Annotated in this window: 20 protein-coding genes; 7 read left to right on the top strand and 13 right to left on the bottom strand. The window is 65.7% G+C overall.

The genetic code is table 11. The features are described from left to right. Positions 1–106: 106 nt before the first annotated feature. From DCM80_RS30250 to DCM80_RS30265, 4 genes are read right to left on the bottom strand one after another with little or no spacing between them, the layout of a single operon-like run. Positions 107–910, bottom strand: a complete 804-nt coding sequence (locus DCM80_RS30250) for a class I SAM-dependent methyltransferase (RefSeq protein WP_257195013.1) — start codon at positions 908–910, stop codon at positions 107–109. A 16-nt stretch (positions 911–926) separates the two neighbouring features. Beyond that, positions 927–2837, bottom strand: coding sequence for an asparagine synthase (glutamine-hydrolyzing) (gene asnB / locus DCM80_RS30255; protein WP_257195014.1), 1911 nt, complete (start codon positions 2835–2837; stop codon positions 927–929). Between the two features lie 22 nt (positions 2838–2859). Further along, a complete protein-coding gene (locus tag DCM80_RS30260) occupies positions 2860–3726 on the bottom strand; it encodes a glycosyltransferase family 2 protein (protein ID WP_257195015.1) in 867 nt (288 codons plus the stop codon). After that, positions 3723–4373, bottom strand: a complete 651-nt coding sequence (locus DCM80_RS30265) for a bifunctional 2-polyprenyl-6-hydroxyphenol methylase/3-demethylubiquinol 3-O-methyltransferase UbiG (RefSeq protein WP_257195016.1) — start codon at positions 4371–4373, stop codon at positions 3723–3725. Before DCM80_RS30265 ends, DCM80_RS30260 begins: the two co-directional genes overlap by 4 nt. Positions 4374–4724: 351 nt before the next feature. On the opposite strand from DCM80_RS30265, the gene DCM80_RS30270 reads away from it, so the two are divergent. Continuing rightward, the gene (locus DCM80_RS30270; RefSeq protein WP_257195017.1) at positions 4725–5864 is read left to right on the top strand and encodes an AI-2E family transporter; all 1140 of its coding nucleotides are present in this window, start codon (positions 4725–4727) and stop codon (positions 5862–5864) included. Positions 5865–5880: 16 nt separating this feature from the next. Here the strand turns inward: DCM80_RS30270 and DCM80_RS30275 are convergent, their stop codons facing one another. From DCM80_RS30275 to DCM80_RS30300, 6 genes are all read right to left on the bottom strand, one after another. Then, positions 5881–6177 (bottom strand): antibiotic biosynthesis monooxygenase, encoded by a 297-nt coding sequence (locus DCM80_RS30275; RefSeq protein ID WP_257180059.1) that lies wholly within the window; start codon positions 6175–6177, stop codon positions 5881–5883. A gap of 102 nt (positions 6178–6279) precedes the next feature. Next, positions 6280–6519 (bottom strand): hypothetical protein, encoded by a 240-nt coding sequence (locus DCM80_RS30280; RefSeq protein WP_257180060.1) that lies wholly within the window; start codon positions 6517–6519, stop codon positions 6280–6282. Between the two features lie 60 nt (positions 6520–6579). Beyond that, the gene (locus tag DCM80_RS30285) at positions 6580–7800 is read right to left on the bottom strand and encodes a diguanylate cyclase (RefSeq protein WP_257195018.1); all 1221 of its coding nucleotides are present in this window, start codon (positions 7798–7800) and stop codon (positions 6580–6582) included. Positions 7801–8028: 228 nt separating this feature from the next. Continuing rightward, complete coding sequence (gene rpsI, locus DCM80_RS30290) at positions 8029–8508, bottom strand: 30S ribosomal protein S9 (RefSeq protein WP_028136031.1); 480 nt, start codon at positions 8506–8508, stop codon at positions 8029–8031. Between the two features lies 1 nt (position 8509). Continuing rightward, a complete protein-coding gene (gene rplM, locus DCM80_RS30295; RefSeq protein WP_011087726.1) occupies positions 8510–8974 on the bottom strand; it encodes a 50S ribosomal protein L13 in 465 nt (154 codons plus the stop codon). A 157-nt stretch (positions 8975–9131) separates the two neighbouring features. After that, positions 9132–9560: a PaaI family thioesterase gene (locus tag DCM80_RS30300; protein WP_257195019.1), complete on the bottom strand. Its 429-nt coding sequence runs from the start codon at positions 9558–9560 to the stop codon at positions 9132–9134. A gap of 85 nt (positions 9561–9645) precedes the next feature. Here DCM80_RS30300 and DCM80_RS30305 point away from each other — a divergent pair, with 85 nt between their 5' ends. The 4 genes from DCM80_RS30305 to DCM80_RS30320 all read left to right on the top strand — a co-directional run bounded on the left by DCM80_RS30305 (position 9646) and on the right by DCM80_RS30320 (position 13094). Further along, complete coding sequence (locus DCM80_RS30305) at positions 9646–10470, top strand: enoyl-CoA hydratase (RefSeq protein ID WP_257195020.1); 825 nt, start codon at positions 9646–9648, stop codon at positions 10468–10470. 107 nt (positions 10471–10577) lie between these two features. Beyond that, the gene (locus DCM80_RS30310; RefSeq protein ID WP_257195022.1) at positions 10578–11162 is read left to right on the top strand and encodes a CoA-binding protein; all 585 of its coding nucleotides are present in this window, start codon (positions 10578–10580) and stop codon (positions 11160–11162) included. Between the two features lie 138 nt (positions 11163–11300). Further along, positions 11301–12581, top strand: coding sequence for an O-acetylhomoserine aminocarboxypropyltransferase (locus DCM80_RS30315; RefSeq protein ID WP_257195023.1), 1281 nt, complete (start codon positions 11301–11303; stop codon positions 12579–12581). A 177-nt stretch (positions 12582–12758) separates the two neighbouring features. After that, a complete protein-coding gene (locus tag DCM80_RS30320; RefSeq protein WP_257195024.1) occupies positions 12759–13094 on the top strand; it encodes a hypothetical protein in 336 nt (111 codons plus the stop codon). A gap of 17 nt (positions 13095–13111) precedes the next feature. Here DCM80_RS30320 and DCM80_RS30325 read toward each other — a convergent pair whose 3' ends face one another. Continuing rightward, on the bottom strand, positions 13112–14194 hold the full coding sequence (locus tag DCM80_RS30325; RefSeq protein WP_257195025.1) for a COX15/CtaA family protein: 1083 nt from the start codon (positions 14192–14194) through the stop codon (positions 13112–13114). Positions 14195–14290: 96 nt separating this feature from the next. Here DCM80_RS30325 and DCM80_RS30330 point away from each other — a divergent pair, with 96 nt between their 5' ends. Continuing rightward, positions 14291–14512 carry a DUF2842 domain-containing protein gene (locus DCM80_RS30330; protein ID WP_028136024.1) on the top strand — a complete coding sequence of 74 codons (222 nt, stop codon included), beginning with the start codon at positions 14291–14293 and terminating at the stop codon, positions 14510–14512. Here DCM80_RS30330 and DCM80_RS30335 read toward each other — a convergent pair. After that, entirely contained in the window at positions 14496–15548 is a 1053-nt protein-coding gene (locus tag DCM80_RS30335; RefSeq protein ID WP_257195026.1) for a polysaccharide deacetylase family protein, read from the bottom strand. The two genes, DCM80_RS30330 and DCM80_RS30335, sit on opposite strands and share 17 nt — an antisense overlap. A 151-nt stretch (positions 15549–15699) precedes the next feature. Here DCM80_RS30335 and DCM80_RS30340 point away from each other — a divergent pair, with 151 nt between their 5' ends. After that, positions 15700–16881 carry a GNAT family N-acetyltransferase gene (locus DCM80_RS30340; RefSeq protein WP_257195027.1) on the top strand — a complete coding sequence of 394 codons (1182 nt, stop codon included), beginning with the start codon at positions 15700–15702 and terminating at the stop codon, positions 16879–16881. Between the two features lie 133 nt (positions 16882–17014). Here the strand turns inward: DCM80_RS30340 and DCM80_RS30345 are convergent, their stop codons facing one another. Further along, positions 17015–19324, bottom strand: a complete 2310-nt coding sequence (locus DCM80_RS30345; RefSeq protein ID WP_257195028.1) for an exopolysaccharide transport family protein — start codon at positions 19322–19324, stop codon at positions 17015–17017. Positions 19325–19411: the final 87 nt, after the last annotated feature.

Genomic DNA, 19411 nt, shown 5'->3' on the forward strand with positions numbered 1-19411 from the left:
CTCTGACCTGGCCCCCACTCACCTCCGATGTCGCTAGCAGGCAAATCGATTCTCCAAATGCACTGGCGGCGCGAAGGCGGCAGCGGCCCGCGCCAAGAAGATCAGATCACGCCGGGCGGGTGCCGGACACCGTCCAGCTATAGCCGTGGCGATGGTAGAGCCTGACGTCACCAAATCCGCCATCCGACAACAGCGCTTCTGCCTCGGCGCGGGTGTAATATTTTGCGTAAGCGGGATTGAGCTGGTCGTAGATGGTCAAGCGGCGGACGCTGCGGGGAAACTTCGCAAGCACCGAGCGCATGTAGGACCGCATCGGCAGCGGCAAGATCCGGCACAGCCCGATATAGGCCGTGAGTGCCCATTCGAGACCGTGGGACAGCACCACGAGCACCCGGTGCGGCAGCAGCACCGTGAGCTTGCGCAGCGGGATCGCGAGCGACAAATAGGTCTCGTTGCCTTCGTAGCCATAGAGCCAGACGATGCAGCGTCCTCCCGGGCGCAGGGCCGCGAACGCGGCGCGAACCACGGGAGCCGGTTCGGGGATGTGATGCAGGACCCCCATCGAAACCACGTAGTCGAGCCCGAGATCGGGCGGCAGCCGGTCGCCTGGTGCCTGCAAATAGTCGATGCGGTCGGCACGTGCCGCCGTGTTGTCCTTCAGGACCAGCATGGCCTCGGACGGCTCCACCGCAACGACGCGGGCCGCCCCCGCATCGAGGAGCATGTTGACGATGCGCCCGGTGCCGCTTCCGATGTCGGCGATCCGCTTGCCCGCGACATCCTCGAGGGCGAGCAGCGGACCGAACAGATCGGCAAGGAGATCGGCCGAGCCGTAATAGCCGGGATTGTCGCGGAAGGCGGTCCACTGCTCGCCAAAATCGCTGATCGTCTGATCCTTCAGGTCCGGCATGCGTCCACCTAGCCGCTCATGCCTGGCGCGGCGCCGGCGCTGCCAGCCCCGTCAACCAGATGCCCAGCGTCAGGATCGGCCAGAGCGCAAATGCGTTGTCGCTGCTGGCTTCGCGATGCGCCTTCCACAGCTGCCGGATTGCGTCCTGCTTCATCAAGGGCGCGAAAACGTCGGCTTCGCGGTCGAGCACCCGTTCGCAGATCGGCCGCAATCCGCCGCGCCGCATCAATTGCGCGATCGGCACGTTGAAGCCGCGCTTGCGCGACCATGCGGCGTCGGCCGGCATGCCCAGGCGCTCGGCCAACTTGCGCAACACGTATTTCGGCGCGCCCTTGGGCCAGGGATTGAGCAGCGAGACATCGAGCCTGCCGGCGAGGTCCATGACCCGCCGGTCGAGGATCGGAACGCGCACCTCGAGACCATGCGCCATGCTCATGGCATCGACCTTGGTGAGAACGCTCTGGAGGTGGAAGCGCTGGTCGGCGATCAGCGCCCGATCCAGCACCTTCTCGTGCGGCTCCGCATAATACTCGGCGTATTCCGCGAACGGGTCGGTCGATGCAAGATCGGCCATCCCGCGGTCATAGATTCTCTCGGCGAGAAACCGGGGAACGAGCCGCCGCCATTGCAGATGCGGGCTGCTGCCGCCGTCGCCGAGACCGAGCGCGAAGCGGGCGAGTTGCGCGGCTGCCGGAAGCCGCTTCTCGTTGCCGCGCACGGACGCATAGGCAAGGCGCCCGGTCAGGCCTGCGACGCGGCGCGGCACGAGGTGACGCGCGCCCTCCGCCATCATGGTCGCGGCGTAGGTTTCGTATCCCGCAAAGAACTCGTCGCCGCCATCGCCCGAGAGCACCACGGTGGAATGCCGCCGAACCGCACCGGCGAGGTGATAGAAGCCGAGCGCGCCGGTGTCGGCGCATTGGCCGTCGAAATGATAGACCACGGCCCGCAGCGCAGCCTCGGCCCCCTCGCCCGCTTCGCCGTCGATGACGTTGAGCGGCAGGCCGGCGGCGGCGGCGATCTGCCGCGCGACCGACGTTTCGTCATGGCTCTTTTCGCTGAAGCCCGCGGTGAACAACGGCGGCTTCAAGCCGAGCCGTCCGAGCGTGAGGCTGATCAGCGAGCTGTCGATGCCTCCGCTCTGGAGCACGGCGAGCGGCACGTCGCTCACCATCTGGCTCTTCACCACCGTCTCGATGGTCGATTGCAGCCGGACGACCGCTTCGTCGAGGTCATCGATCTCCGGCGCGCGCACCGGCCGCCAGAAGCGCCGCTCGGTCCGCTCCCGGTGGGTGAAACAGATCGCCCTGCCGGGCGGGACCTGCTTGATGTCCTGAAACAGGCTCTGCCGCGTGCCGGTGTGGCCCGCGGCGAGATAGGTGTGGAGCGCGACGGGATCGATCCGCGCCGCGACCTCGCCACTGGCGGTGATTCCCTTGATCTCGCTGGCAAACAGCACGCTGCCGTCGCTCTCGAAATAATGCAGCGGCTTGATCCCGATGCCGTCGCGCGCAAGGATCAGGCGGCGTTCCCGGCGATCCCACAGGCCGATGGCGAAAAAGCCTTCGAGCCGCTCGAACATCGCTTCACCCCAGGCGAGGTAGGCGTAGGGAAGGATTTCGGTGTCGCAGGTGCTGCGAAAGCGGAAACCGAAGGATCGCTCGAGCTCGCTACGCAATTCGCGATCGTTGTAGATCTCGCCGTTATAGGTGACGACGATGCGGCCGGAGGCATCGAGCATCGGCTGATGGCCGCCCTCGGAGAGATCGCGGATGGCGAGCCGGCGGTGGGCCAGGCCGACGGGTCCTTCCAGCCAGGTGCCCTCGCCGTCCGGACCGCGATGGACCAGCGCAGCCGACATCGCCGCAACCGCGCGCGGATCTGCGGCGCGGCCGTCACGATGAAAGATGCCGGCTACGCCGCACATTGCGTTCCCCAGCCGAGGGAGGTCATGGCCGCTGATTCATGATCTGCTTCAGAAGCACCGCGAGCAGCCCCATGGCGACGACGAGGATGCTGAGCAGGATCGCGCCGACGCCCAGGACGAAGGGACTGACGAGCTGCAGCGCGATGCCGCCGATCAGGGAGACCACCGCGAGCGCCGTGCACATCATCGCCAGCAGCACGAAGATCTTCAGCGGATTGTAGTAGGTGCAGGCCTCCAGGACGTATTGCAGGGTCCGGATGGAGTCGCGGAACAGGTTCACCTTGGAGCGGCCGATCCGCTCCCTGTAATCGATCTCGACGTAGTCGACGAACTTCGCGTTCATCATGTAGGCAAGCGTCAGCGACGTCGTGAAGCTGAAGAGGTCGCTGACATGCTCGAAATAGGAGATGGCAACCTTCCTGTCGAACACGCGAAGGCCGGAATTGATGTCGGGAATGTCGCGGTTGGCGGTGAACTCGACGATCGCCTTCAGGATCGCGCGCAGCGGCGACTTCAACATCGACTCCCGGTAATTGGGCCCGGTCCGGGCGCCGACCACCATGTCGAAACCCTGCTTGTAACGGGCGACAAGTCCGGGGATCGCCTCCATCGGGTAGGAGCCGTCCGCGTCGCTGATGACGATCGTATCGTAGGACGCGGCGCGAATTCCGTCCTTCAGCGAGCGGCCGTAGCCGATGTTGTGGGGATGCCTGATCACCTTGGCGCCCGCCTGTTCGGCGAGCGCGCCGGTGCCATCGACCGACCCGTCGTCGACGATGACGATTTCGTAGGGGGTGAGTTGAGCGCCCTCGAGAGCCGCTCTGCCCCGATCGATGGTTTCAACGATGCCGTTACGCTCGTTGAGCGCGGGAATGATGACTGAAATCATAAGCGACGTGCGATACAGGTAACGGATTGCCCGAAGAAGCTCCGCGAAAGCGGATCGAGCGCCCGCGACAGCGGCACAATGTATTTGTCGAACAATGCAATCTGCCCATTCACGGCGTCGTCGTTGAGCGAGTGATGCCGCTTCAGGCGGTTGGCAAGCCAGCCCAATCCGCCAATGGGATTGAAATAGCTCAGCCGGACGAGCTCGACCGGCTGATCCTTCAGCAGATCGGCCAGACGCGTCGTGGTGTAGCGACGGCAGTGTCCCGCCAGGCGATCGAGGTCGTTATAGAGCAGCATCAGGGCCGGCACGCTGATCAGGAGATGACCTCCCGGCTTCAGCACATCGACCAGGTTGGCAATCGCGGTCGCGTCGTCCTCGATGTGCTCGAGCACGTTGATGGTGAAGACCGCATCGACGCCTTCAGGAAACAGCGACCGCAACTGATCCCGGACCAGGATATCGCAGACGGCAAACTTGCGACCGGGCATCTGCCGCGTGGCCTGCGCGACGCTGTCGCGGTCGTGGTCCACGCCGCAATAATCCCCGAGCTCACCCAGCGCCTTGCTGTAGTGCCCGTGACCAAATCCAACTTCGACGATTTGTCCCCGCAGATAAGGGCGGAACTGGTCGATGACCCAGTTCATGTAGTTCTGCGCATCCGCAATCGCGCTCGAATAGGTATCGGCCCCAGTCTTGAGCGCGTCGATCGGGACAGGCCGAAGCGGACGAGAGATCTGGACCATGAAACCTGCCCTTTCCTACAGGCGAATTAGCAGGACGAGGCCTGTTTCTCAAGGGCGTTCGGCCTCCACATCGCGCCCAGGTTGATCGTTGCGAATGATCCGCGCCGAACACTTCGTGCCGGTGGCCCAGCGGGCGCCTTGACTTTGGTTCCACAAAAACGCTTGGCTCCCGGGCGCTCTTCCGGCAAATCCCTGCCCCGGTCGATCATCCCAGGCATGGCGCAAGGCCAGAAACCAGAAGGAAGACGTGACGTGACGAGACCCGCAGACGGACGCTCCCTTTCCCGCGGCGACCTCGCCTGGGCGGTCTCGGTCGGGGGCATCGGCGTCGTGCTGTTCACCGCGCTGCTCGCCTTCACCTGGTATTTCGCCGCCACCTTGCTGCTGATCTTCACAGGCATGCTGCTCGGTCTCGGCCTCAACGCGCTGACGATCGCGCTCGGCCGCCGCGTGCCTCTGCCGCATGCGCTGCGGCTCGCGATCGTCTGCACCGCGCTGGCCCTGATGCTCGCCGGCGTCGCCTATCTCGGCGGCGCCACCATTGCCGAGCAGGCTTCGCTGCTGAGCAAGACCCTCAAGTCGCAGCTCGCCAATGTCAGGTCGTTCCTGGACAGCCACGGCTTCGACACCAGCTTCTTCGATCTCGGCAACGGCGGAGCCGAGTCCGCGGTCAGTCCGCCGGCGGAGACGAGCCCCTCGCCGGCGACGCCCCCGCGCAGTGCCTTGCCCGGCGCGGGCGCGCTGGCCTCCAGCGGCGGCGCGATCGTGAGCCAGACCTTCAAGCTGCTGCTCGGCACCATCCACGGTGTCGGCAACATCTTCATCGTGCTGTTCCTGGGCTTCGCCTTCGCCGCCCAGCCCGCGGCCTATCACGACGGTCTGTTGTTCCTGGCGCCGGCCAGGCACCGCACCCGCGTCACCCTCGTCATCGACCGCATCGCCGAGACCCTCGAGCGCTGGCTGATCGCGCAGATCATCGTCATGCTCGCGGTCGGCGTGGTGACCTGGGTCGGGTTGGCCCTCATCGGCATCCCCGGCTCGTTCATCCTGGGGATTCAGGCCGGCCTGCTCGCCTTCATTCCGACCGTCGGGGCCATCATCGCCGGCGTCATCGTGGTGCTGGCAAGCCTCGCCTCGGGCTGGATCCCGGCGCTATCGGCCTTTCTGCTCTTCATGGGCGTGCACGCCATGGAGAGCTACGTGCTGACGCCGATCCTGCAGCGGCAGGCGCTGGACATCCCGCCGGCCACGCTGTTCGCGTTCCAGATCCTGCTCGGCGTCGTGTTCGGAATCTGGGGCCTGGCCCTGGCCCTGCCGCTGGTCGCCATCGCCAAGGTCATGATCGACCATTTCAAGACCTATGAGGCGCCGCCGCTGATGGAGGCGGCGTGAGGCCGCCTCACGCAGCTCAGCTCGTCAGCACGGTCTCGGTGTGCTCGACTTCCGGGGGCGAGGCGAAATACTGGCCGACGAGGCCGCGCCATTCGGCGAAATTCTCCGAGCCGCGGAAATCGACGGTGTGGTTCTCCAAGGTCGCCCACTTCACCATCAGCCGGTAGCGCTGCGGCTTCTCGATCGATTTGTGCAATTCGAAGCCGTGAAAGCCCTTGGAGCGGCCGAAAGCGGCCTTGGCCTTGGCGACGGCGGCCTCGAAGTCCTTCTCGCTGCCCGGCTTGACGTCGATTTGCGCGATCTCGGTGATCATCGGTTTCCACCCATTTTTGTTCGATGGGCGTATCTAGCGCAGCTGGCGGCAAAGAAAAAGGCGCCGAAGCGGCGCCCTGGTCGGTCCAAAAATGCAGATCTCTCAGATCAGCAGCAGGACCGTGCCCGCCACGATGAGGGCGCAACCGACGAACAGCGCGAGCGGCCAAGTGCTGCGGCGGCTCTGCGTGTAGCGCCCCTGCGCGCGACGCTCGCTGATCAGCGCGCTCTCGTATTCGTCCGCGGTCGAGAACAGGCAGGCGAAACCGCTGCGCGCCGAGGCCGCGGCGGCTTCGAGCGACATCAGGGCGGCTTGCGGGTTCTGTCGGCGGATCGATTCCATGACCGCAATGGTAGGAATCGAATGGTAAACAGAGCATTACCCGCGAGCGCCGCCTTCGTCTCAGGCGGTGACCGGCCGCGCCTGCGGCGCACCGACCCGCGCGGCGCTCTGGCGGCGCCAGTTCTCCAGCGACAACGGCAGCTCCTCCGCGGCCTCGACACGGTTACGGCCGCCGCGCTTGGCCTGGTAGAGCGCGGTGTCGGCGGACGCCAGCAGCACCTCGAGCTCGGTGCCGGCGGGCCCGCCGGCAACGCCGATGCTGACGGTGGTATCGACCGGCCCCTCATCGACCACGACGCCGGAGGTCTCGAACGCCTCGCGCACGCGCTCGGCGACCAGCACGCCCTCTTCCAGCGAGCACGGCAAGAGCGCTGCGAATTCCTCGCCGCCGATGCGGCCCGACAGGTCGGTGATGCGCAGATTGCTGACGACGACGGTCGAGAACAGCTTCAGCATCTCGTCGCCGGCGGGATGGCCGAAGCGGTCGTTGATCGACTTGAAGTGATCGATGTCGAAGATCATCACGGTCACGGGGCGCCCGGCCTTGGCCTCGCGCTCGATGACGCGGCCGCAGGCCTCGGAGAAGCCGCGGCGGTTCAGCATGCCGGTCAGCGGATCGGTGGAAGCCGCGGTCCGGTGCGCGGTCACCGTTCGCTCGGACACCAGCATGAAGATCACGAAGACGGTGCCGACGGCATAGAGGATGAGCTCGACCGCGAATACGGTGACCCAGATGCTGCCGGAGAAGCCCGCATCGTTCGGGCGCAGGAAGCTGCCGATCAGGATCGGCAGCATCAACACGCAGCCGTGCATCACCGGCATCACGAGAGCCGGCCAGCGTCGTTGCAGGCTCTTGCGCCGTTCGGTCCAGAGCTCGCTGGCGGTCAGCGCCGCATAGACCGAGACGATGCCGGCACCTACGATCATGCGCAGCATGGATGCCGCGGGATCGAGCAATGTCACGGCGGCGACCCAGGCGAGCGCGCCGAGCACGAGGCCCGGCCAGTTCGGCTTGCGGCCGTGGAAGACGCGCGCGGCGTTCCACACCATGCCGCAGGCGACGAAGCCGGCGGCATTCAGCGCGAGGTAAAGATGCGGGCCGAGCCTGTCGCCGGCGGCGGTCCATAGCGCGACGGATGCGGCACCGAGCAGATAGGCGGTGCCCCACCATTTCAGTGCAGGGCTGTTTTCCTGCCTGCCGAAAAACACCATCATCGCGCCGAGCAATGCGGCGACCATGGTGGCGACCAAATAGAGCGTGATGCTATCGAGCGACATCATGTCGGCCCCCTCTAGAACATAGCAGTACGCGATCGGTAGATCCGATTTGCGCGCCCTTCCGAAGGCGACGCTAGGTCCGGCGAGTTCCATTCAGGTTTTCGCGGGAGGCCAAGTTTTCCGGAAACACGCCATCAATTTGCATACAAACGAACAGCAAAAAGGGCGCTGGAATCAGCGCCCTTTTGCATCTCATTGAAGCCGCTTTCGCGGCGAATGCGGCAGAAGCGATTAACGCTTCGAGAACTGGAAGGAGCGGCGGGCCTTGGCCTTGCCGTACTTCTTGCGCTCGACCACGCGGGAGTCGCGGGTCAGGAAGCCGCCCTTCTTGAGCACGCCTCGCAGCTCCGGCTCGAAATAGGTGAGCGCCTTGGAGATGCCGTGACGGACCGCGCCGGCCTGGCCGGACAGGCCGCCGCCGGCGACGGTGCAGATCACGTCGTACTGGCCCGAACGCTGGGCCACGGAGAACGGCTGCTCGATCATCATCCGCAGCACGGGACGGGCGAAATAGACCTCGACCTCGCGCGAATTGACGGTGACCTTGCCGGCGCCCGGCTTGATCCACACGCGGGCGACCGCGTCCTTGCGCTTGCCGGTGGCATAGGCGCGATTGAACTTGTCGACCTTCTTCTCGTGCTTGGGCGCGTCGGGCGCGGCCGCCGTCTTGAGCTGCGAGAGCTGGTCGAGCGACTGGATGGATTCGGCCATGTTATGCGGCCCTCGTGTTCTTGCGGTTCAACTTGGCGATGTCGATCTTCTCGGGCTGCTGCGCCTCGTGCGGATGATCGGCCCCGCCGTAGACACGCAGGTTGCCCATCTGCACGCGACCGAGCGGGCCACGCGGAATCATGCGCTCGACGGCCTTCTCGAGCACGCGCTCGGGATGCTTGCCTTCGAGGATCTGGCGCGCGGTGCGCTCCTTGACGTGGCCGACATAGCCGGTGTGCTTGTAGTACGTCTTCTGCTCGCGCTTCCGACCGGTGAGGACCGCATGCTGCGCGTTGATGATGATGACGTTATCGCCGCAATCGACGTGCGGGGTGTAGGTCGGGAGGTGCTTGCCGCGCAGGCGCATGGCGACGATGGTGGCGAGACGGCCGACGACCAGACCCTTGGCGTCGATCAGCACCCACTTCTTCGTCACCTCAGCCGGCTTTGCCGAAAAGGTTTTCATGTCAGAGTTTCCGTGGACGGGGAGCATCGGCGCGAACACCGCACCGGACTGCGCGCGTTCTAGAGAAGAGACGCGCCACGGTCAATGCCAAGCGACGTAAATTACCTGTGTAATATCAATAGCTTATAAATATGGTGCCATATTACCTGCAAAAAGCTCAAACATTTGGAATGGAATAGGTCGAGGTAACATGGGCGATCGGATCGGGCGAGCTGCCGGACAACAGCTTCACCTCCCCGACCGCCAGCCGCTTGCCGAGCTTGAGCAGCCGCGCCTCGGCCAGCACGTCCTGGCCGGGCTGGCCCTTGCGCAGGAAGTTGATGTTGAGATTGGTGGTCACGGCGAGCCCGACCGGCCCGATCGCGGACAGCAGCACCACGTACATGGCGAAATCGGCCAGCGCCATCAGCGTCGGACCGGACACGGTGCCGCCGGGCCGCAGCATCCTTTCGCTGTAACGCTGCCGCAAGAGGCAGGTCTGGCCGTCCGCGCTTTCGATGGTGATGTCGTCGCCGCTGAAGGCCTGGGGAAACTCGAGACGGAGGAACTGCTCGACCTCTGCCACGCTCAATTTCGCTAACGCCATGCTGTTCCCCACCCTCGCTTCACTTGTCCTGTTACATTAAGTTATCTGCGTCATTCAAATGCAATAATCCAACGGAAACGCTTCGATGTCCGTCCAGGCCGCCCGCGCCCCCTCCCCGCAACCGCCGATCCTGCTACGCGAGAGCGCAGGTCCCATCGCGGTCCTGACGCTGAACCGCCCGGCCGCGCGCAACAGCCTGTCGGCCGCGATGATCGCCAGCCTACATGCGCAGCTCGACGATATCCGCGACGACAAGGCGATCCGCGGCGTCGTGATCGCCGCCACCGGTTCCGCCTTCTCGGCCGGCCACGACATGAAGGAGCTCACCGCGCGCCGCACCGATCCCGATCGCGGCCGCGCCTTCTTCGCCGAGATGATGAATGCCTGCAGCGCCATGATGCAGGCCATCGTGCACCTGCCGAAGCCCGTGGTCGCGGCCGTCCAGGGCATCGCGACCGCGGCCGGCTGCCAGCTGGTTGCCAGTTGCGATCTTGCGATCGCATCGGAGGACGCGAAGTTCGCCACGCCCGGCGTCGATATCGGCCTGTTCTGCTCGACGCCGATGGTGGCGCTGTCGCGCAACGTCCCGCGCAAGCAGGCCATTGAGATGCTGCTGACGGGCGAGCCCGTCACGGCCGAGCGGGCCCGCGAGATCGGCCTCGTCAACCGCGTGGTGCCGGCCGGCACCGAACTCGGTGCCGCGATCGAGCTCGCGCAGCAGGTCGCGCTGAAATCCGCCTATACCGTCAAGCTCGGAAAGGAGGCGTTCTACCGCCAGGCCGAGATGAGCCTTGCGGACGCCTATCGCTATGCGGCAGAGGTGATGACCGAGAACATGATGGCGCGCGACGCCGAGGAAGGCATCGGCGCCTTCATCGAGAAGCGCACGCCGACTTGGCGGGATGAGTAGATTTCGTCATTGCGAGCGAAGCGAAGCAATCCAGAATCTCTCCGCAGTGACAGACTGGATTGCTTCGTCGCTTCGCTCCTCGCAATGACAGCAACAAAGAAGATCCGATGAACCACGACTCCTATCCCGACAATTACATCCGCGGCATCCTCAACGGCGTGAAGTCGATCGCGATGGTCGGCGCCTCGCCGGTCAACGTGCGGCCGAGCTATTTCGCGTTCAAATATCTGGCGCAGCGCGGCTACGACATGATCCCGGTCAATCCGGGCCATGTCGGCAAGGAGCTGCTCGGAAAGCCCTTTGTCGCCTCGCTCTCGGACATCGGGCGTCCCATCGACATGATCGACATCTTTCGCAACTCCAGCCACATCATGCCCGTGATCGAAGAGGCGCTCACGCTGGATCCGCTGCCGAAGGTGATCTGGATGCAGCTCGGCGCGCGGGACGATGCCGCGGCGGCGAAGGCGGAATCGGTCGGTATCAAGGTGGTGATGAATCGCTGCCCCAAGATCGAATATGGCCGCTTGTCGTCCGAGATCTCCTGGATGGGCGTGAATTCGCGCACGCTGAGCTCCAAGCGCGCGCCGGCACCGACGCAAGGCATGCGGCTCTCCCTCAACCGGATCAGCGTCGGCGGCGGCGACACCGCGGCATCCGATCGGGCCGCCAAGAACAAGAGCGAGCAAAGCTGACGCAATCGCGAAGGATTCTTTTCGCGAACGCGGCAATGCGTAGCAAGATCATTCCGAGCTGACGTGGCGCCTTGACGGCGAGCACGGCGCCCATCAGCATGCCGCGCGATTTCAAGCCACAAGAACAGGACGCCCTCAATGAGCGATCGCCTTCCGGGATTTTCAACTCTCGCCGTGCATGCCGGTGCACAGCCCGACCCCACCACCGGCGCGCGCGCGACCCCGATTTATCAAACCACCTCGTTCGTCTTCAACGACGCCGACCACGCCGCCTCGCTGTTCGGCCTGCAGGCCTTCGGCAACATCTATACCCGCATCGGCAATCCCACCAATGCCGTGCTGGAAGAGCGTGTCGCCGCGCTCGAAGGCGGCACGGCCGCGCTGGCGGTGGCCTCGGGCCATGCCGCGCAGGTCGTGGTGCTGCAACAACTGCTGCAGCCCGGCGACGAGTTCATCGCCGCGCGAAAGCTCTATGGCGGCTCGATCAACCAGTTCACGCACGCGTTCAAGAGCTTCGGCTGGAACGTGGTTTGGGCTGATCCGGACGACATCGAAAGCTTCGAGCGCGCAGTGACGCCGCGCACCAAGGCGATCTTCATCGAATCCATCGCCAATCCCGCCGGCAGCATCACCGACATCGAGGCGATCTCGACGGTGGCGCGCAAGGCGGGCGTGCCGCTGATCGTCGACAACACGCTGGCTTCACCCTACCTGATCCGCCCGATTGACCACGGCGCCGACATCGTCGTGCACTCGCTGACCAAATTCCTGGGCGGTCACGGCAATTCGCTCGGCGGCATCATCGTCGACGCCGGCACCTTTGACTGGTCGACGGGGGGCAAATATCCGATGCTGTCGGAACCGCGGCCCGAATATCACGGCATCCGCCTGCAGGAGACCTTCGGCAATTTCGCCTTCGCGATCGCCTGCCGCGTGCTCGGCCTGCGCGATCTCGGCCCAGCGCTCTCGCCCTTCAACGCCTTCATGATCCTGACCGGCATCGAGACCTTGCCGCTGCGCATGCAGAAGCACTGCGACAATGCGAAAGCGGTCGCCGAATTCCTCGCGGGACATCCGGCTGTGGCCTCGGTCAATTATGCCGGCCTGCCGAGCGACAAGTACCACCAGCTCGCGCGCAAATACGCGCCGAAGGGCGCGGGCGCCGTGTTTACCTTCAGCCTGAAGGGCGGCTATGACGCCGGCGTCAATCTGGTGTCGAAGCTGCAGCTGTTCTCGCACCTCGCCAATGTCGGCGACACCCGCTCGCTGGTGATCCACCCCGCCTCGACCACGCACAGCCAGCTCGACGACGCCGCCAAGACCAAGTCCGGCGCCGGCCCCGACGTGGTGCGGCTCTCGGTCGGCATCGAGGACAAGGAAGACCTGATCGCGGATCTGGAGCAGGCGCTGGGGGCGTAGTCGCTGGCGTTCCGGGGCGCGCGAAGCGCGAACCTCAGGTGCGCAATTGCGCACCATAGTTCGGTGCTTCGCACCGCCCCGGAATGACGTTCGCTTTGGCGACCGTCAGTTAACAGTCGTTAACCATATCTGCCGCATATATCGCCTTTGGATCGCCCCTTTGATTCGGAGCCGACGATGCTGCGCTGGATGGTACCTGCTCTTGCGGCGATGCTGACCGTTTCAGGCGCGCTTGCCGCCGACTTGCCGGCGACGCCGAAACGGCGGGCCGCCGCGCCGCCGCCGCAGGTCTATGTCGAGGCCGATCCGGATGCACTGATCTCGCCGGCCTATGGCATCGGCAGCTACATCCGCAACCTGCCGGGCACCCCGCTCCTGCCCGGCTCCCACACGCTGCCCGGCTATTACGGCCGCCCCTGGAGCTACGATTATCAGGGCGCGTATTATGGCGGGAAGCAGGTCGACTATTTCTGGCGCCTGCCCTATGCGTGCGGCGTGTACGGCTATTGCTGAGCAGCCGGCCGATGTGATCAGCCGGCCTGACCGAGCGGAACCGCGCGCGGCTGCGCGTGGCTCTGCTGGCGCGAGGCGAGACGTTCCACCTGCATCACCGCAAGAGCGAGCACCGCGATCGCGACCGCCTGGTGCGACAGCGCAAGGTCGATCGGCACCTGGTTGAGCAGCGTGAGGATGCCGAGCACCGCCTGCACGCTCACCGCGGCGAGCAGCCACAGCGCACCGCCCGCGGCCGCCCCTGCGCGCCAGCGCACGGCGTCGATCGCGTGCAGCAACGCCAGCACGATCAGCACGTAGGCGGTCATGCGGTGCTCGAACTGCACCGTCAGGACATTGTCGAACATGTTGCGCCACCACGGCGTCTCGAACCACAGCCGCTCGGCCGAGGGAATGAACGCGCCGTCGATCTGCGGCCAGGTGTTGTAGGCGCGTCCGGCGCGCAGGCCTGCGACCAGCGCCCCGAAATAGATCTGCACCAAGGTCACGGCCAGCAGCAGCACGCTCGTGAACCGCAGCCGCGCCGGTGCTGCGATCTGCGGCCGCTCCTCGAGCCGCCGCACCGTCCAGACGATGCCTGCGAAGATCAGCAGCGCGAGCAGCAGATGTGTCGCCAGCCGATATTGCGACACCTCGGTGCGGCCCGCCAGGCCCGAGGCGACCATCCACCAGCCCACCGCGCCCTGGAGCCCGCCGAGCGCGAACAGCAGCCACAGCCGGCGCTTCAACTCACCGGACAGACCGCCGCGCCACAGGAAGAACAGGAACGGCAACAGATAGGCGACGCCGATGAAGCGGCCGAGCAAGCGGTGGCTCCACTCCCACCAGAAGATCTCCTTGAACTCGGACAGGCTCATGCCGGCATTGAGTTCGCGATATTGCGGGATCTTCTTGTAGGCCTCGAACGCCTCGGTCCACTGCGCCTCCGACAGCGGCGGCACGCTGCCCGTGACCGGCTTCCACTCGACGATCGAAAGGCCGGATTCCGTCAGCCGGGTCGCACCGCCCACCAGCACCATCAATGCGATCAGCGCGGCGACGGAGATCAGCCACCAGCGCACGGCGCGATGCGGATTGTCTGGAACGGGATTCGTCGTCATGTCGGGGGTTGAAACCAGGGCTTGAACCGGACTGCGTGCCCCTTATAGTCCCCCGCTCCCGCAGCGCAAGTTACGCGACAACGGCAAGCTCACGTCATGACGATCCGCACCCGCAAGTTCCTTGGCGCCATCCTGCTCCTGGTGCTGGCCACGGTCTGGGCCCTGCTCGGCATGGCCGCGGCGCAGATGCCGTGGATCGCCGAGTCCGGCTGGCGGCAGGCGATCTACTACGTGGTGGTCGGGATCGGCTGGGTGCTGCCGGCGATGCCGATCGTGAGCTGGATGCAGCGTCCCGACCGCGTCAAGTCTGGCCGGTAGTGCTGCCGGTCGGTTTCACCGGCGCAAAGGCAGCGCCCGACACCAACACGCGCAACATCCGCAGCGAGCGCACACGGCCGTCCCAGGCGATCCGCGGCAGCGCGCGCAAATTGGTCCGGCCCTCCGCATCCACGATGCCCGCGATGGTCGACACCGCGCTGACGAAGCCGGCCTCCTCCGCCATGATGACGTGACTGCGCCGGAATGAGGCGCGATCGCCGAACGGAAAGGCGAAATGCCCGATCTCGCGGCCGAAGGCCGCTTCCGCAACGGCCTTGCCCATCGTCATCTCCCGCAGCGCCGCACCGTCCTTCATGTTGGCGAGAACGGGATAATTCACGGTCGCGCAGCCGATGGTGACGAGCGGATCGGCAGCGAGCTTCGCCAGATCCTCCCAATCCATCGACGCCTCGCGCGAGAGCGCGGCAAGATCGATCCGGTAGCGCGTGCAGAGATCGGCGACCGCCGCCGCCAGGTCCGCCGGCGGCAGCGAGCGCAACCAGCTCTCGAGATGCGAGAACAGCGCCTGCTTCCCGGCGGGATCGGTGACGACGAAGCGCTGCTCCTTCTCGCCCATCATCAGGCTGATGCGGCTCTCGCGCGCGATCACCTGTTCAAGCCCGAGCCACCAGGCCTGTCCGACGCCGTCGGGAAACGCGGTCGGCACGTAGACCGTGAAGGGCACCGCGTGACGTGCCAGCACCGGGTAGGCGAACTCGATGAGATCCTTGGGCGCGCCGTCGAAGGTGAGCGCCACGAAGCGCCGCGGCTCCGGCAACGTCACTGCGCGCCGGCAGACCTCGTCCATGCCGAGAAAATCGTAACCCCAGCGCTTCAGCGCGCCAATGGCACGATCGAGAAATTGCGGCGTGACCTCGTGCGCGCGCAGCGGCTGAAACCCGCCGCGCCGCCGCGGCCGCACCCGTTCAAAGCGCAGGATGGCGCCGGCACCGCGGCTGCCCCGCGCGGCCCGGCCCGTGAACCAGGCCAGCTCGAGGCGCAGCCGTTCCAGCCATCTGCCGTCGGAGGCCGACATCCCCACCCCTGGCATCCCCTCCCCACCCCTTGGCCGCCCTCGAGGCGCCCGTTCCCGCTCCCCTTGTCCTTACCCTTTGTTGACCTTTCTTTGCAAAGGTCGGCCACAGGCCGATTGACGTCTATTTCTGATTTCTCGACAGGTTTCGCGAATGACCATGGCTGCGGCGATGCAAAGCCGGACGGCAGAAGCGCCAGCGCGGTCGAAAGCGAGCCGTATCGCGCAGGTCGACATCGTCACCGATCTCGACGCCGCCGAGGCGGTCTGGCGCAGCTTCGAAGAGCCCGGCCATCTCTTCACGCCCTATCAGCGCTTCGATCTGCTGAGCCCCTGGCAGCGGCTGGTCGGCACGCATGAGGGCGCGCGCCCGTTCGTGGTGATCGCCCATGACGCCGATCACAATCCGCTGCTGCTGCTGCCGCTCTCGCTGCGCCAAAGCCACGGCGTGCGCACGGCCAGCTTCATGGGCGGCAAGCATACGACCTTCAACATGGGCCTGTGGGACGCCGCCTGCGCCGCGCAGACCGATGCCGCCGATCTCGAGGCGCTGATGATGCCGCTGCGCGAGCACATCGACGTGCTCGCGCTGACGCAGCAACCGCTGCGCTGGCACGACCAGCCGAACCCGTTCGCGCTGCTGCCGCGACAGAGCGCCATCAACGGCTGCCCGCGGCTGGCGATGGAGCCGGGCGGGCCGCCGGCATCCCGGATCAGCAATTCGCTTCGCCGCCGTCTCAAGAGCAAGGAAAAGAAGCTCCAGGCCCTCGCCGGCTATCGCTACCACCTGGCCACCACCGACGCCGATATTGTCCGCCTGCTCGACTGGTTCTTTCGGGTCAAGCCGGTGCGGATGGCGGAGCAGAAGCTCCCGAACGTCTTTGCCGAGCCCGGCGTCGAACAATTCGTCCGCAGTGCCTGCCTTGCGCCGCGCGGCGAAGGCCGAGTCATCGACATCCACGCGCTCGAATGCGACGAGGAAGTGATCGCGATCTTCGCCGGTGTCGCCGACGGCGAGCGCTTCTCGATGATGTTCAATACCTACACGATGTCCGAGCACGCCCGCTACAGCCCAGGCCTGATCCTGATGCGCTACATCATCGACCGCTACGGCGAGCGCGGCTACCGTTCGCTCGACCTCGGCATCGGCACGGACGAGTACAAGCGGATGTTCTGCAAGGACGACGAAGACATCTTCGACAGTTTCGTCCCGCTGACCTCGCGCGGAACACTCGCCGCGATGGCGATGTCGTCGCTGAGCCGCGGCAAGCGGCTGGTGAAGCAGAACCAGATGTTGTTCGACCTCGCCCGCCGGCTACGCCAGGCGTTCGGGTAAGACTTCGTCGCAAAGATACTGTAGGGTGGGCAAAGCGAAGCGTGCCCACGTCCTGTCACTGCATTGGACAGGTGGTGGGCACGGCGCAAGCGCGCCTTTGCCCACCCTACGATTCTGCGTGTGCGGAGAGCACCTACGCGGCCACCACGCGCGGCGCTTCCGCCGCATTCGACGGCTGCACCGGCTTGCTCAGCATGGTCACCTCGCTGAAGCCGACCGCTTTCAGCTGCTCGCACATCAACGTGCGCGCATCGCTCGCCATCGACGCATCGGGCACCACGACGGCGCGGGCATGCGCCGTCAGCAGCTCGGCCGGAAGATCAGAAGCGCTGCCGGCATCGATCAGCACGTGATCATAGGCGCGCAGCAGCGCGTCGATGGCGAGCGTCACCCGCGGCGATTGCAGCAGGCTGCGGTCGAAGCCGGGACGGCCGGCCATGACCAGATGCAGCCGCGACAGCTTGTCCCGGGTGATCACTTGCGCGAACGAGGCCTCGCCCTGCATCAGCTCGGCAAGGCCCGGCGCCGACGCATCGACGGACGCCGCGGCGATCGTCGGCGAGGACGCGGCGAGATCGACCACCACGACACGCGCCTCGCGCGCCAGATGCCGTGCCAGCGTCAGCGTCGACAGCGTGACGGTTTCGCCCGAGGCGGTGCCGAGCACGGTGACCTTCTTCGCGGCCGCGCCGGCGGCGCGCAGGTCCTCAGCCAGACGTTCGATCTCGGTGAATTCGGTGACGACGGTATCGGCCGCCATCTCCGGCTGGAGCGGCGCGGGCTCCGCCACAGCGGGCTCGATGCCGGGATCGAAGACCGGCTCGACCGCCGGTCGGACCGCCGGCGCTTGCCGCACCGGGGCCTGTGTCGGGAAAACCGCCGCCACCGCGCGCGGCGCGGTCTGGCGCAACAGCTCGCCGGTGACGACGACGCCGGACGACAGCAGCAGCGTCGCGATCGTCGCGATCAGCACGATCGGCAGCTTCTTCGGGTAGGCCGGCGTGTTCGAGACGATGGCACGCGAGATGATGCGGCCGTCGGTCGGTGCCGTGTCGATGGTCTCGCGCGTGTTCGCCTCGCGGTACTTGGCGAGATAGGTCTCGAGCAGATCGCGCTGCGCCTTGGCCTCGCGCTCGAGCGCGCGGAGCTGGACGTCCTGACCGTTGGTCGAGGCCGCCTGCTTCTTGAGCTGCTCCAGGCTCACGATCAGGCCGTCGACCCGGCCGCCGGCGATCCGCGCGTCATTCTCCAGCGAGCGCGAGATCTTGCCGGCTTCGTCGCGGATCTGGTTGTCGAGATCGCCCAACTGGGCTTTCAATTCCTTGATGCGTGGATGGTTGCCGAGCAAGGTCGAGGATTGCTCGGCGAGCTGGGCACGCAGCGTCACGCGTTGCTCCGACAGCCGCCGCACCAGCTCGGAGTTCAGCACCTCCGACGCCTCGATCGGCTTGCCGCTCTGGAGCATCTCCTTGATCAGCCGCGCCTTGGATTCCGCATCCGCCTTCATCGAGCGCGCATTGTTGAGCTGGGTGTTGACCTCGCCCATCTGCTGGTTCGACAGCGTGGTGTTGTTGGTACCGATGAACAGGCTCGACTTGGAACGGAAGTCCTCCACCCTGGCCTCGGCGTCGGACACCTTCTTGCGCAGATTCTCGATCTCCCCGGCGAGCCACTGGCTGGCGTTCTTGGCCTGCTCCTGGCGGACCGCCTGCTGCAGCACGAGATAGCCGTCGGCGATCGAGTTGGCGACGCGCGCCGCAAGCTCGGGATCGGCGGATTGGAATTCGACCACGATCACGCGCGACTTGTCGACGGCGTAGGCCTGCAGGCGTTCGTAATAGGCATCGAGCACGCGCTCTTCCGGCGTCATCGCGAACGGATCCCGGACGATACCGATCAGCGCGGCCAGCGATTTCAGCGGCGAGATGCCTTGCAAGACCGGGTCGAACTCCGGACGCTCGGCAAGCTTGTTCTTCTTGATGATCTCGCGCGCGAGATCGCGCGACAGCACGAGTTGCACCTGGCTGGTGACGGCCTCGGCATCGAGCGCCTGGCGCTCCTCGGTGCGGTCGCTGTTCGGGCGCAGGAATACGTTCTCGCGGCCGTCGATCAGGATGCGCGATTCGGACTTGTAACGCGGCGTGACGAGACTGACGACGGCAATCGAGGCGACGAGCGCCAGCACCGTCGGCACGACGATCCAGCCACGCTTGCGCGCCAACGCCGCGCCGAGCGCGTGCAGGTCGATGTCGCCGGATTCGACTTGCGCTTGCTTCGTGACGATCGGCGCAGGCGCAGCTTCAATCCTGGGCTCGGCCTTGACTTCGGCCTTCTCAGCCTTGTCGGTCTTGTCGGCCTTGGGCGCGACGTCGGCCTTGGACTTCGACACGGCCCGCGCGACCACCGCCTTGTCCTTGCCGGCACGCCAGAACGCTAAACGCATCGAACACTCCCGCAGGGGCAACGCCACCAAGCTACCTCAACCGGGCCGATTACACTCCATTAAGGTTGCCGCTGGGTTAATCACAGC

Origin of the sequence: Bradyrhizobium sp. WBOS08, assembly GCF_024585125.1 — a bacterium.
Lineage (GTDB): Bacteria > Pseudomonadota > Alphaproteobacteria > Rhizobiales > Xanthobacteraceae > Bradyrhizobium > Bradyrhizobium japonicum_B.